Origin of the sequence: Halobacillus amylolyticus (assembly GCF_022921115.1) — a bacterium.
Lineage (GTDB): Bacteria > Bacillota > Bacilli > Bacillales > Halobacillaceae > Halobacillus_A > Halobacillus_A amylolyticus.
In genome coordinates this window covers 803,241-816,319 of sequence record NZ_CP095075.1, presented here as the reverse complement: position 1 = coordinate 816,319, position 13,079 = coordinate 803,241, and the positions used below count along the sequence as shown (strand labels likewise).

General features: G+C 42.2%; 14 protein-coding genes. All 14 read left to right on the top strand.

Annotation, left to right across the window (positions count from 1 at the left end; translation table 11 throughout):
* Positions 1-370 precede the first annotated feature (370 nt).
* The 14 genes from MUO15_RS04315 (at position 371) to topA (ending at position 12,854) form a co-directional block, all read left to right on the top strand.
* Complete coding sequence (locus MUO15_RS04315) at positions 371-757, top strand: YlqD family protein (protein WP_245033757.1); 387 nt, start codon at positions 371-373, stop codon at positions 755-757.
* Between the two features lie 8 nt (positions 758-765).
* Entirely contained in the window at positions 766-1,281 is a 516-nt protein-coding gene (gene rimM / locus MUO15_RS04310) for a ribosome maturation factor RimM (RefSeq protein ID WP_245033755.1), read from the top strand.
* A complete protein-coding gene (gene trmD, locus MUO15_RS04305; RefSeq protein ID WP_245033753.1) occupies positions 1,281-2,012 on the top strand; it encodes a tRNA (guanosine(37)-N1)-methyltransferase TrmD in 732 nt (243 codons plus the stop codon). Before rimM ends, trmD begins: the two co-directional genes overlap by 1 nt.
* Before the next feature lie 128 nt (positions 2,013-2,140).
* Positions 2,141-2,485, top strand: a complete 345-nt coding sequence (rplS, locus tag MUO15_RS04300; protein WP_245033751.1) for a 50S ribosomal protein L19 — start codon at positions 2,141-2,143, stop codon at positions 2,483-2,485.
* A 64-nt stretch (positions 2,486-2,549) separates the two neighbouring features.
* Positions 2,550-3,098, top strand: coding sequence for a signal peptidase I (gene lepB / locus MUO15_RS04295; protein WP_245033749.1), 549 nt, complete (start codon positions 2,550-2,552; stop codon positions 3,096-3,098).
* Positions 3,099-3,109: 11 nt separating this feature from the next.
* A complete protein-coding gene (gene ylqF, locus MUO15_RS04290; protein WP_245033747.1) occupies positions 3,110-3,952 on the top strand; it encodes a ribosome biogenesis GTPase YlqF in 843 nt (280 codons plus the stop codon).
* Positions 3,953-4,113: 161 nt separating this feature from the next.
* On the top strand, positions 4,114-4,893 hold the full coding sequence (locus tag MUO15_RS04285; protein ID WP_245033745.1) for a ribonuclease HII: 780 nt from the start codon (positions 4,114-4,116) through the stop codon (positions 4,891-4,893).
* Positions 4,894-5,300: 407 nt separating this feature from the next.
* Positions 5,301-5,597 carry a hypothetical protein gene (locus tag MUO15_RS04280; RefSeq protein ID WP_245033744.1) on the top strand — a complete coding sequence of 99 codons (297 nt, stop codon included), beginning with the start codon at positions 5,301-5,303 and terminating at the stop codon, positions 5,595-5,597.
* Positions 5,591-7,174, top strand: coding sequence for a hypothetical protein (locus tag MUO15_RS04275; protein WP_245033742.1), 1,584 nt, complete (start codon positions 5,591-5,593; stop codon positions 7,172-7,174). Before MUO15_RS04280 ends, MUO15_RS04275 begins: the two co-directional genes overlap by 7 nt.
* Positions 7,171-7,455 (top strand): EscU/YscU/HrcU family type III secretion system export apparatus switch protein, encoded by a 285-nt coding sequence (locus MUO15_RS04270; RefSeq protein ID WP_245033740.1) that lies wholly within the window; start codon positions 7,171-7,173, stop codon positions 7,453-7,455. The genes MUO15_RS04275 and MUO15_RS04270 overlap by 4 nt, the downstream gene beginning before the upstream one ends.
* Before the next feature lie 115 nt (positions 7,456-7,570).
* Positions 7,571-8,731, top strand: a complete 1,161-nt coding sequence (sucC, locus tag MUO15_RS04265; protein ID WP_245033738.1) for an ADP-forming succinate--CoA ligase subunit beta — start codon at positions 7,571-7,573, stop codon at positions 8,729-8,731.
* A gap of 17 nt (positions 8,732-8,748) precedes the next feature.
* Positions 8,749-9,651 carry a succinate--CoA ligase subunit alpha gene (gene sucD / locus MUO15_RS04260; RefSeq protein WP_245033736.1) on the top strand — a complete coding sequence of 301 codons (903 nt, stop codon included), beginning with the start codon at positions 8,749-8,751 and terminating at the stop codon, positions 9,649-9,651.
* A gap of 85 nt (positions 9,652-9,736) precedes the next feature.
* Entirely contained in the window at positions 9,737-10,618 is an 882-nt protein-coding gene (gene dprA / locus MUO15_RS04255; protein ID WP_245033734.1) for a DNA-processing protein DprA, read from the top strand.
* Positions 10,619-10,778: 160 nt separating this feature from the next.
* Positions 10,779-12,854, top strand: coding sequence for a type I DNA topoisomerase (gene topA / locus MUO15_RS04250; RefSeq protein ID WP_245033732.1), 2,076 nt, complete (start codon positions 10,779-10,781; stop codon positions 12,852-12,854).
* Positions 12,855-13,079: the final 225 nt, after the last annotated feature.

The window sequence follows — 13,079 nt, the reverse complement described above, 5'->3', positions numbered from 1 at the left end:
ATCTTATTGCGACGCACAGCACGTGCTAGTGTCGACGTTGCTGGCGTGTCGTGGCGATCTTAGTCGACCTTCTAATTTGGCATCCTTTTGAACACTCACTTTAAGGCTCTTTTCGTAAATTTTGTTGCTCTTTCCCCCTCGAAGTTGATATAAACCTTCGTCAAAGAACGCTCACTATGGGGTCTCATCGTCTTCGTGTATTTCTTCGCTAGTATGGCGGTTGATTGAAGCGTAGGCCAGTCGACTCCCGCGGGAAAAACAACAGCTGAAGATCCCACAGGAAGCGGTTTTGTGCAGTTTATAGTTTTTGTGTCAAAAACAACAATCTTTTAGAAAACAGCCTATTTTAACAATAAGGCAGGTAAATATCATGCAGATCATTCAACGAATACCTGTAAAGCAAGTGTTGACAGAAGCGAGCAGACAGAAATTGAAGGATCGATTTCAAGGAGAATATGGGCGTCTCAAGCAAGAATGTGAGCAACTTCTATTTGAACAGAAGAAACTTGAAAAGAAACGAGAGTTTTCTAAAATCGATGTAGGGAAGCGTTTCTCAGCAGAAATCAAAAAGCGTAAAGACAAAATGAAACAATCTGAACAGTTGCTGGAACAATTGAATGTATTGCCAAATGACAGTGAACTTGTGATTGATGAAGTCGAGTCTCTTGTCACTATTGAAGTGGGGGATCGATTTGACGAGCAAGTGTTTGATCCCCAAATAATCATTAAAGACGGTATCGTCATAAGAGCGAGGTAATGTTATTCATGGAAGAACAATTATACAATGTCGGGCAAATTATTAATACACATGGCATTAAGGGTGAAGTCAAAGTACGCCGGATTACTGACTTTGATGAACGATTTCAGACGGGACAGCTTTTGTATTGGGTACATGATCAAGAAGAACCGAAACAATTAATCGTGAAAAGCCATCGAATCCATAAAGGATTTGATTTAATAACATTTGAAGATCACTTTTCCATCAATGATGTGGAAGATTATCGTGATGGTTTTCTTAAGGTGGCTGAAAGTGAACATCTACCATTGGACGAGCATGAATTTTATTTCCATGAGATTATTGGTTCAACAGTGGTTTTGGTTTCAGGTGAGGAAATTGGTGTGGTCAAAGAAATCCTTACCCCGGGGGCGAATGATGTCTGGGTTGTTCAACGTCAAAATCATAAAGATATATTGATTCCTTATATTGAAGACGTCGTGAAGGAAGTAGATGTAGATAAGCAAATGGTGATCATTGATCCAATAGAAGGGCTGCTTGATTAATGCATATTGATATATTAACTTTGTTCCCGGAAATGTTTCAGGGTGTGTTCAATCAGTCGATTTTAAAACGGGCCGCAGATAAAGGTGCCTTTAGTTATCAAACGGTTAATTTCAGAGACTACACAACGAATAAACATCAAAAGGTTGATGATTATCCATATGGAGGCGGTGCTGGCCTTGTGCTCACACCACAGCCGATTTTTGATGCAATCGACGACATTCGTACCCCGCAAAACAATAAGCCGCGTGTTGTCCTTATGTGTCCCCAGGGCGAGACCTTTACCCAAAAGAAAGCTGAGGAACTGGCTAAGGAAGAACATTTGATTTTTATCTGCGGCCACTACGAAGGTTATGATGAACGAATTCGGCAGGAACTCATCACTGACGAAATTTCAATTGGCGATTACGTGTTGACTGGCGGTGAACTTGGGGCGATGGTTGTGACCGATTCAGTTGTCCGCCTACTCCCTGGGGTGCTGGGTAACGAACAATCTGCACCCGAAGATTCTTTCTCAAGCGGTTTATTAGAACATCCCCATTATACGAGGCCAGCAGAGTTCAGAGGGCATCAGGTCCCCGAGATTCTCATGTCAGGCAATCATGCTAAAATTGAAGAGTGGAGACACTATGAATCTTTAAAAAGAACTTTTCTAAGGCGTCCGGACCTTCTTGAACAACGGGAGTTAACGAAGCAGGAAAAAGCATGGATTGATGAGTGGCAAAATAGCTGATAAGCCTTGCGAAATCAAGTAGACTATGGTATATTATCAGTTGTGCTTAAACGTTCGATTTAAGTGAAAAACGATGTTCCGCTGCCTCTTAGAAGCCAAGAGCATTAGTTAAGAAGGAGTGAAGGAAAATGCAACAACTTATTCATGACATTACTAAAGAACAGCTTCGTACGGATCACCCTGACTTCCGTCCAGGTGACACTGTTAAGGTTCACGTGAAAGTAGTTGAGGGTAGCCGTGAACGTATTCAGGTTTTCGAAGGTGTTGTCATTAAGCGTCAGAATGGTGGAATCAGCGAGACATTTACAGTGCGTAAGATTTCTTACGGTGTAGGTGTTGAACGTACATTCCCGCTACATTCTCCACGTCTTGCTAAAATAGAACGAGCTCGTCGCGGTAAAGTCCGTCGCGCGAAGCTTTACTATCTACGTAATCTGCGTGGTAAAGCAGCACGTATTAAAGAAATTATCTAATCAAGTAAGAGAGGAGCTTGCATCTGCCAAGCTCCTTTTTTCTAACTGTGAAGGGGACACTACCATGAAAAAGCAATGGTTAGAATGGATAAAAGCATTTGCCATCGCCGCCGTCTTAGCCATCGTCGTAAGAGTATTTCTTTTCGCGCCTGTTGTTGTAGAAGGCCCGTCCATGGAACCAACCTTACATAATGGGGACCATTTAATTGTCAGTAAAATTAACTACACTCTCGGATCACCTGAGAGATTCGATATCCTTGTCTTTCATGCAACAGAGAAAAAGGATTATATAAAACGAATAATCGGTCTGCCTGGAGATAAAGTAGCTGTACGTGATGATCAGCTTTATGTCAACGGGAAGCCAATAGAAGAACCATTCTTGAGTGAAGAGAAAAGCGAGCTTCAAAATGGGGATTCACTAACACAGGATTTTACGATCAGCCAGCTTCCAGGAGGGTATGAAGAGGTACCTGAGGGGCATTTTCTTGTCTTAGGGGATAACCGTGACAATTCTACAGATAGTAGAACCATCGGAATGGTTCCTGAGGAGCAGCTTGTAGGGGAAGCTGTATTTATTTATTGGCCTTTTGATCGGATTGGCTTCGTTAACTAAGGAGGGTGAAGATGACTATACAATGGTATCCAGGTCACATGGCTAAAGCGAAAAGGGAAGCTGAAGAAAAGCTTAAATTAGTCGACTTTGTGATCGAACTTGTCGATGCAAGAGCTCCGATATCTTCAGAAAACCCAATCCTCCATGGTTTGCTGCAAGATAAACCGAAAATGGTTGTACTCATGAAGAAAGATTTAGCTGATCCGGCCATAACAACAGCTTGGCTGGATTTCTATGAACGCAAAGGTATAAATGCCTTAGCGATAGAAGCAAATAATAAAAAGGATGTTCAACGCGTTATTCAGATGGGGAAAGATCTTGCCCGTACAAAGATGGACAAACTGCGTGCCAAGGGTGTCCGTCCGCGTGCCGCCAGAGCTATGATACTGGGGATTCCGAACGTTGGAAAGTCGACATTGATTAATCGGCTTGCTAATAAAAAAGCTGCCATAACAGGAGATCGCCCTGGGGTTACAAAAAAACAACAGTGGATTAAGGTCAAGAAAGACTTTGAGCTGCTTGATACGCCAGGTATCCTCTGGCCTAAGTTTGAGGAAGAGGAGATTGGATACAGGCTTGCAGCCATAGGAACAATTAAGGATCAAATTTTACCGAAGGAAGATGTAGCTGCTTATATATTGGATTTTATGAAAAACAGTTACCCTGATTTACTAAAAGAACGCTACGGATTTGCTACGTACGACGATATTATGAATGCATTTGAACATATTGGTCAAAAAAGGGGCTGCCTGGAGAGTGGTGGTGTCGTAAACTTTGATAAAACATCAGATGTTATTCTTCAAGATTTAAGAGGCGGAAAGCTTGGTTTGATTAGCTTTGATCAACCGGAATAAACACCGAGAAACGCAACAGGGGTCAATGACTCCAGATTGCGTTTTTCTTATAGATTAAAAAATTCATACTGGGCTAAGGTTGTCTGTCAAGCCTTCATGCTCTTTTTGAATTACATATTTAATAGAAGCAGCCGATAAACCAATAAAGAGGGAATGACATAATGAGAGATTCAACGATTAAGGATATAAAATACAAATTGGATACAGACCAATTTTCGGAATCTGAACTAGAGTTGTTGAGAGAAGATAAGCGTAAAGGTGTACATAAGCTTCTCAAGCAATATGATGTCTTGCAGCAAAGGGAGAGAGAGTTAAAGGAGCAATATGAACGTATGCTTTCCTATGAGAAGGAGGCAAAGGCGTCTGGAAAAACATTGATCGCGGGTATTGATGAAGCAGGAAGAGGGCCACTGGCGGGTCCGGTTGTGGCCGCTGCGGTTGTCTTGCCTTCTACTTTTTATTTAGAAGGACTTTATGATTCGAAGCAACTCTCCCTTAAAAAGCGGGAACAATTTTTTGAAGTGATTAAACAGGAGGCTGACTACGGGATCGGCATCGTAACTAATGACGAGATTGATAAGTGGAATATCTATCAAGCGACGAAACTTGCGATGAAGCGTGCTGTTGAACAGTTACCTCAAACTCCAGACCATTTACTAATCGATGCAATGAGACTTGAGAATGTTTCCTCCACACAAGAATCAATTGTTAAAGGGGACCAACGCAGTGTTTCCATAGCTGCAGCAAGTATTATGGCAAAAGTAACTCGGGACCTTATGATGAAAGAAATCAGTGAACACTATCCTACCTATGGCTTTGCATCAAATCAGGGCTATGGCACACATGTGCATTTACAGGCACTAAAGACATATGGACCCACACCCTATCATCGTAAAAGTTTTGCACCGGTTAAAGAGCTTGTTCAAAAAGTCACCCAATGATAAGAGGCGAATCTTTTCGTTGGCGTGCTTTTGAAGAGCGTGTGCCCTGTGTCTACACGCCTATTTAAGAAGTAAATTCCTCGGTGCAAGGCAGCGAAGAAGGATATTCTCTGAAGTGGCCTCGCTACTCACGTATCATGAAGCTGCAGTGGAACTTCTACTAAAACCGTGCACGTCCTGTGCAAGTCCGTTCCTTGGAAAAGAAGGGCACTTTTCCTTCGTGCGATGCCAATTCGGGGAAGATTCCCTTGATGCTCAAAGCTACGCCGCCTCGATCTTCTTGCGACGCACAGAACGTGCTAGTGTCGACGTTGCTCGCGTATCGTGACGATCGTAGCGGCCTTCTCATTTGGCCACTTTTTGAACACTCACTTAAAGATATCATTTTTTCATGAGGGGGATTCATGATGAGCCTAGGTTCCCATCCACTTTTTAAAGCACTTTATCAAACTGCCGTCCGAAAACGGGAGCAGCCGCTTCAAGTCGGACAAATGATACCGGGCAAGATTGTAGAACTTCTGCCTGGTCAACGGGCAATGATTCAAATGGGCAACCGTCAGCTTCAGGCACAGCTTGAGGTTCCTTTAAAAGACGGTGAGAGGTATATGTTTCAAGTAACATCTACAGGAGGCAGTGCATTAAAGCTGAAAATGATCTCCTCACAAGCGCCCCCTCAAGCGCAAGCGATGGTCTGCGTTTGTTAAAGCAACTAGGGTTAACAGCAACGAAGGGAAACGTTGATTTTTTCATGCAGCTTATTAAACAAGGGAGTACGTTTACAAAATCAGCCCTGACAGATGCCTTCCAAATATTGCAGCAACATAAAGGAACAGTCGAAGCGAACCAGACAATGCTGCAAATGTTTCAGAAGCAAATGCCAATAAAAACAGGGGTGTTCGATGCACTCATGGCAAGACAGACCCTATCGTTAACAGATCAGTTATCACGTGTGTATGAGCATCTGTCTCAATCGAAAGATCCTCTACAAAAACAGCTCGTCAATTTGCTTGGATTATTATCTGGAAAACAATTGTCTCGTTCGTTTCAAGAAGCCGCAGCAACGAAGCTAGTCTCTGAAGCTAGTCAAGGAAGAAAAAGTACTTTTTTGCTTTTTAAGCAAGCAGGGGTCATCCCGAACCATGTGGGTTATCAACAATATAAGCAATCTCTCCTGCGTACTTTTCATCCACAGGCAGGTCTTGAGTTTGATGCCCAATCAACCGTAAGGAATCATAGTAGTATGGGGAAGTCTGTCCCCTTCTTGCCTTCCAGTCATCAAGCTGGAACGGCATTACGAAGGTTATTTGAGCAGCAGCTGCCACTCTCATCAAGGGAGAATAACGTACTCGCGGAATGGAGCAAACAGCTAAAACGAATCATTACAAGCTCACACACAGTGCCCGCCTCCATTAATAAATTTCATGCTAATCATCAATCAATACTTCAATCCGGTGTATTTGATAAATTAACACCTTTCTTAGGTTCTCATACAGTTTCGATTCTTTCCCAAGGTTCAAATTATCCTTTAGGAAGCGCTGAAACGGCACTAAAAGCATTATCAAGCCTTGAAACTTTACTTGCAAAACAAGTTCCTGATACAAGTAAAGCAGCCCTCACTGAGTGGGTTGTCCGCACTCATACATCACCCTCAAACATGGGCAGGAAGGAAACCATTCTTGCTAAAATGAAAATGATGCACTTATTGTCAGGCATCAATTATGAATCGACCGTAAAAAATCAGCTTGCTAAGAATGGGCAGATTGTCAAAGAAGAAACCGTTAAATCGTTGTTGCTGCGAAACATTCAGGATCACCCATCGTTGAGACAAGATTCTGCGAGACAGCTTATACAGCTGCTTAATGGTGTACAGCTTACTTCCCATCAAGAAACCGGGCAGATGCTTCAGCTTGCTCTTACTTTCCCTGGTGATTTGTTAAACGTTAGTAAGGATATTCATGTGAACATGGAAGGAAAGCAGAATAGCGAAGGCGAAATTGACCCGGATTATTGCCATATTATGTTCTTTTTAGATTTAGAGCATTTACAGGAAACAGTGATTGACTTATCAATTGTTGAGCGCCGGGTGTCTGTTACGATCTATAACCAGATGAAAGAAGCAGAAAGCCTTGTCTTAAATCAGAAGTCAGCACTTGCGTCTGGACTTTTGGAGTTAGGTTATGAATTAACCTCTGTTAAAGTTCAACAATCAAGTGATCACAACCAGTCGAGCCAGACCTCTCGGGCAAATAAAGGACATAAGGGAGTAGATATCCGTATATGAAGAACAAACGAAAGGAAGCCATTGCGCTTGGTTATCAGAAGGAAAAGGATCAGGCGCCAAAAGTTCTTGCTAAAGGGAAAGGGATCATAGCCGATAACATTCTTGATAAAGCAAAAGAAAGCAATATTCCAGTCCAAGAGGATGCCACCCTCGTTGAGCTGTTGACGGAGCTGGACATTAACGAGCAGATCCCTGAAGATTTGTATCACGTTGTGGCAGACGTTTTTGCTTTTATCTACCGTGCAGATCAGGAAGTAGAAAAGAAAAACAGGTTTACATAATATAATGGACGAAAACAAACTGGGAACTTTCGACATAAAAAGAGGTTACTGTGGACAATTGACAGCGTTTTTTTATACAATGGAAATGCAGTGAAATTTGATGGGAGGATGAAACATGAACATTCACGAGTATCAAGGAAAACAAATTATGCGCGACTTTGGCGTTTCAGTGCCAAATGGCCATGTGGCTTATACCGTAGATGAAGCTGTAGATGCAGCTAAGAAGCTGGGGAGCAAGGTCACTGTAGTTAAAGCACAAATCCACGCGGGCGGACGCGGAAAAGCCGGTGGAGTTAAGATTGCTAAAGATCTTGATGAAGTGCGTACATACGCAGAAGAAATTTTAGGTAAGACGCTTGTAACCCATCAGACCGGACCAGAAGGTAAAGAAGTGAAGCGTCTGCTAATTGAAGAAGGCTGCGATATTAAGAGTGAATACTATGTTGGACTTGTGTTAGATCGTGCAACGAGTAAAGTAACGATGATGGCTTCCGAAGAAGGTGGAACAGAGATTGAAGAAGTGGCAGAAAAGACCCCTGAGAAAATTTTCAAAGAGGTTATTGATCCTGTAACTGGTCTGACACCTTTCCAGGCTCGTCGACTAGCCTTCAATATTAATATTCCGAAAGAATCATTAGGCAAAGCTGTCAAGTTCATGCTTGGCTTATATGACGTTTTCGTTAAAAAAGATTGTTCTATCGCGGAAATCAACCCGCTTGTTACAACAGGGGATGGCGATGTACTAGCTCTTGATTCCAAATTAAACTTTGATGATAACGCTCTATACCGTCAGAAGGATATTGGCGAATTGCGTGATCTTGAAGAAGAAGATCCAAAAGAGGTAGAAGCATCCAAATATGACTTAAGCTATATTGCTTTGGATGGAAATATCGGCTGTATGGTAAATGGTGCTGGACTGGCTATGGCTACGATGGACACGATTAATCACTATAGCGGTGATCCTGCCAATTTCCTTGATGTTGGAGGCGGCGCTACTACAGAGAAGGTAACGGAAGCCTTCAAACTGATCCTTTCAGATGAAAATGTCAAAGGGATTTTCGTTAACATCTTCGGTGGTATCATGAAGTGTGATGTAATTGCCGAAGGAGTTGTTGCAGCAACGAAAGAAGTCGGCTTAACCTTGCCGCTTGTCGTACGTCTTGAAGGTACAAACGTAGAAGCTGGTAAGAAGATTCTTGAAGAATCAGGACTAAATATTACATCTGCTGATTCAATGGCAAATGGCGCTCAAAAAATCGTAGAACTAGTTAAGTAGGAAAGGCGGGGAATCTGATGAGTGTATATATTAACAAAGATACAAAGGTTATTGTTCAAGGAATTACCGGCTCTACAGCCCTATTCCATACAAAGCAAATGATCGAATATGGAACACAAATTGTTGGCGGTGTAACGCCAGGTAAAGGCGGCACTGAAGTTGAAGGTGTTCCTGTATTTAATACTGTAGAAGAAGCCGTTGCACAAACTGGAGCCAACGCTTCTGTCATTTATGTGCCCGCTCCATTCGCTGCTGATGCGATCATGGAAGCGACAGATGCGGATATGGATTTAGCCATTTGTATTACTGAACATATTCCTGTTCTTGATATGGTTAAAGTCAAGCGCTACATGGAAGGTAAGAGAACACGTCTTGTCGGCCCTAACTGTCCAGGTGTTATCACTCCAGACGAATGCAAAATTGGTATTATGCCTGGATATATTCATAAAAAAGGTCATGTTGGTGTTGTTTCCCGTTCTGGTACCCTTACGTATGAAGCGGTACACCAGTTGACTGAATCTGGCATTGGTCAAAGTACTGCTGTAGGTATCGGTGGAGACCCAGTCAACGGCACGGACTTTATCGATGTATTGAAAGCATTTAATGAAGATGCGGACACAGAAGCTGTGATTATGATTGGTGAAATCGGCGGAACAGCTGAAGAGGAAGCGGCCGAGTGGGTAAAAGAAAATATGAATAAGCCTGTCGTTGGCTTTATTGGTGGGCGTACAGCACCTCCAGGAAAACGGATGGGGCATGCTGGGGCTATTATCTCAGGCGGTAAGGGAACAGCTGATGAGAAAATCCGCGTCATGAATGAAAGTGGAATCGAAGTAGCTGAAACACCTTCTGTCATGGGTGAAACGCTGATCAACGTCTTGAAAAAAGAAAACCTTTATGACAAGTGCAAAACACATTAATTCATTATATAGAGGAAACCGTGCCTTCGTGGTGCGGTTTTCGCTATACTTAACGAAAACATTATATAAGAAAAGAGGCTGGTACATGAACACCTTTAAACAACGTTTGATCCACTTACATGCTTGCCCTCAGGTTTCCCGCTCCCTTTTAAACAAGTGGCTAAAGCTAGATCCTGATCTCGCAACCCTCCTGAAAATAACCCCCGAAAAAATTTCGACAACCTTCCGTCTCCCGAGTGAAAATTCCTTAGTCATCTACAAATATTTACACGGCACTAGTATAATGAAGAAACTCGACACAGATGAACAGGGGTATGAATGTGTGACCATTTTTGACACAGACTATCCTGAGTTACTAAAGACCATTCCTGATCCCCCGCTCGTCCTTTACATAAAGGGCAATAAAAAGTTACTGAAGCATCCATTAACATTAAGTGTTGTTGGAACGCGAACCCCGTCAAATTATGCGCTTCCGGCCATGCGGCAAATTCTGATCCCTCTCATTAAATCAAACTTCTGTATGGTTAGCGGCATGGCCATGGGCATAGATCAGTGTGTACACCGATTAGCCATTCAACACGGTGGAACAACGATTGCTGTGATTGGATCAGGTTTTGACCACATTTATCCGCGGAATAACCTCGCACTATATAAACATATGGGTGATACCCAACTTATTATAAGTGAATATCCACCTGATCGTCCCCCTAGAAAATATCACTTCCCGGAAAGAAATCGGATTATATCAGGTTTATCGGAAGCGACACTTGTCATCGAAGCACGGCTTAGGAGTGGTTCACTTATTACTGTGGACCAAGCCCTTGAACAAGGAAGGGAAGTTTTTGCGATGCCAGGTCCAATTGACAGTAAAACGAGTGAAGGGTGCCATTATATGATTCGAGAAGGGGCAACACTCCTTCAAGGCTATCAAGATATTATTCATGCCTACGCTGAAAAATTAAAATAACTTTTCCTATAAATGGCTTTGCACCTATGGTTTAAGCGTCTTGTGAGGAAAAGAAATGAAACGGTGAAGTTTGACAAACGGTTTCATTGTATTTAATAATAGGGAAGATTTATGAAAACTAAAGAGCAAACAGAAATACACCTCTATGGGAGGAACCTACATGGCAGACTATCTTGTAATCGTTGAATCACCAGCAAAAGCAAAAACGATTGAACGATATCTTGGAAAAAAATATAAAGTAAAAGCATCCCTCGGACACGTTCGTGACTTGCCTAGAAGTCAGATGGGTGTCAATGTTGAGGAAGAGTTTGAACCGAAATATATTACTATCCGCGGCAAAGGCCCTGTGCTTAAAGATTTAAAAGCGGCAGCCAAAAAAGCGAAACGCGTTTATTTAGCAGCCGACCCCGATCGCGAAGGGGAAGCTATTGCCTGGCATTTGGCTCATAGCTTAGATATTGATGACCAATCAAAGTGCCGAGTCGTGTTTAACGAAATCACTAAAGAAGCAATTAAAGACTCATTTAAACAACCACGAACGATTGATTCCGACCTTGTTGATGCACAACAAGCGCGACGGATTCTAGATCGACTGGTTGGCTATAATATCAGCCCGATTCTTTGGAAAAAGGTTAAAAAAGGACTCAGTGCAGGTCGTGTCCAGTCTGTAGCCGTCAAAATCATCATCGATCGGGAAAATGAAATTAAAAAATTCAATCCTGAAGAATATTGGACAATCGAAGCTAATTTTCTAAAGGGAAAAGAAACATTTGAAGGCTCTTTTTATGGAGTAGACGGAAAGAAGAAGGAGCTTAAAACTGAAGAAGATGTGGAAGAGGTTAAAAGTAAGCTGAAAGGTGACTCGTATTCTGTTGATAAAGTTAATAAACGCGAGCGCCGCAGAAATCCTTCCTTACCATTTACCACATCATCTCTTCAACAAGAGGCAGCGAGAAAGCTGAACTTTCGTGCAAAGAAAACGATGATGATTGCCCAGCAGCTTTATGAGGGGATCGACCTTGGCGGGAAACAAGGTACTGCAGGTTTGATCACTTATATGCGTACAGATTCCACTAGACTTTCAAACACAGCTAAGGAAGAAGCAATGAATTACATTGATTCAACCTACGGCAAAGAATACTTGGGTAAAAGTAAAGCATCAAAAAAGCAAGAAGGAGCTCAGGATGCACACGAGGCAATCAGGCCAACAAGTGCTGCGCGAGATCCGAAGTCAATGAAGAAGGCTTTATCAAGGGATCAGCACCGTCTTTATAAACTAATTTGGGATCGGTTTTTGGCCAGTCAAATGGCGCCGGCTGTATTAGATACGATGACGGTTCATTTAACAAACCAAGGTGTTGAATTTAGAGCTACAGGCTCAAAAGTTAAATTCAAAGGGTTTATGAAAGTGTATATTGAGGGCAATGATGATAATAAAAAAGAGAAGGATAAAATGCTGCCAGACTTAGAGGAAGGGATGACTGTGAAGGCCGATGAAATCAAACCCAATCAGCACTTCACACAGCCACCTCCACGTTACACAGAAGCACGCTTAGTAAAAACACTTGAAGAACTGGGGATTGGCAGACCCTCCACTTATGCTCCAACACTAGATGTTATCCAGCGTCGTGGCTATGTAGCGCTTGATAATAAACGCTTTGTACCGACAGAACTTGGAGAGATCGTCCTAGATCAGCTCAAAGAATATTTCCCAGAAATTATTGATGCGGATTTCACGAAGGAAATGGAAGATGATCTAGATTCGATTGAAGAAGGGAAACAAAATTGGGTATCGATTATCGCTGACTTTTATAAAGGCTTTGAACCAAGGCTTGAGAAAGCAGAAAAAGAAATGGAAGAAATCGAAATCAAAGATGAACCGGCTGGAATTGACTGTGAAAATTGCGGACACGAAATGGTATATAAAATGGGCCGCTACGGTAAGTTCTTGGCCTGCTCGAACTTCCCGGAATGCAGAAACACAAAGCCGATTCTTAAAAAGGTCGGTGTCACTTGTCCTAAATGTAAAGAAGGAGAAGTTGTCGAACGAAAAAGCAAGAAGAATCGTAAGTTCTTTGGTTGTGATCGGTACCCCGAATGTGACTTTATTTCATGGGATAAACCGATTACTAGACCTTGTCCGAGATGCCAGTCCTTATTGGTTGAGAAACGGGCTAAAAAAGGAACGCAAATTCAGTGCACAGAATGTGATTATAAGGAACAGCAGCAATCATAATGAATTGCTTTTTAAAGAGCCTGCAGCCGAAAACCGAGCTGCAGGCTCTTTCTTTTCATGAATGAATTGACACAGGGCATTGTGAAGGCTATAATTACGGTTTGGTAAGTATGTTTACTTGACAGCGATTTTGGTTATTTACTTATGATCAACGACTTTCCATACCATAAATGAAGCAAATTCACAGTTGGATATACGAGCTGATCAAAATGATAAGGTATACTG

Coding starts and splice junctions, on each gene's coding strand:
- MUO15_RS04315 (WP_245033757.1), top strand. CDS start 371: ATGCAGATCATTCAACGAATACCTGTAAAGCAAGTGTTGACAGAAGCG.
- rimM (WP_245033755.1), top strand. CDS start 766: ATGGAAGAACAATTATACAATGTCGGGCAAATTATTAATACACATGGC.
- ylqF (WP_245033747.1), top strand. CDS start 3,110: ATGACTATACAATGGTATCCAGGTCACATGGCTAAAGCGAAAAGGGAA.
- MUO15_RS04285 (WP_245033745.1), top strand. CDS start 4,114: ATGAGAGATTCAACGATTAAGGATATAAAATACAAATTGGATACAGAC.
- dprA (WP_245033734.1), top strand. CDS start 9,737: ATGAACACCTTTAAACAACGTTTGATCCACTTACATGCTTGCCCTCAG.
- topA (WP_245033732.1), top strand. CDS start 10,779: ATGGCAGACTATCTTGTAATCGTTGAATCACCAGCAAAAGCAAAAACG.
- sucD (WP_245033736.1), top strand. CDS start 8,749: ATGAGTGTATATATTAACAAAGATACAAAGGTTATTGTTCAAGGAATT.
- MUO15_RS04270 (WP_245033740.1), top strand. CDS start 7,171: ATGAAGAACAAACGAAAGGAAGCCATTGCGCTTGGTTATCAGAAGGAA.
- MUO15_RS04280 (WP_245033744.1), top strand. CDS start 5,301: ATGAGCCTAGGTTCCCATCCACTTTTTAAAGCACTTTATCAAACTGCC.
- lepB (WP_245033749.1), top strand. CDS start 2,550: ATGAAAAAGCAATGGTTAGAATGGATAAAAGCATTTGCCATCGCCGCC.
- trmD (WP_245033753.1), top strand. CDS start 1,281: ATGCATATTGATATATTAACTTTGTTCCCGGAAATGTTTCAGGGTGTG.
- rplS (WP_245033751.1), top strand. CDS start 2,141: ATGCAACAACTTATTCATGACATTACTAAAGAACAGCTTCGTACGGAT.
- sucC (WP_245033738.1), top strand. CDS start 7,571: ATGAACATTCACGAGTATCAAGGAAAACAAATTATGCGCGACTTTGGC.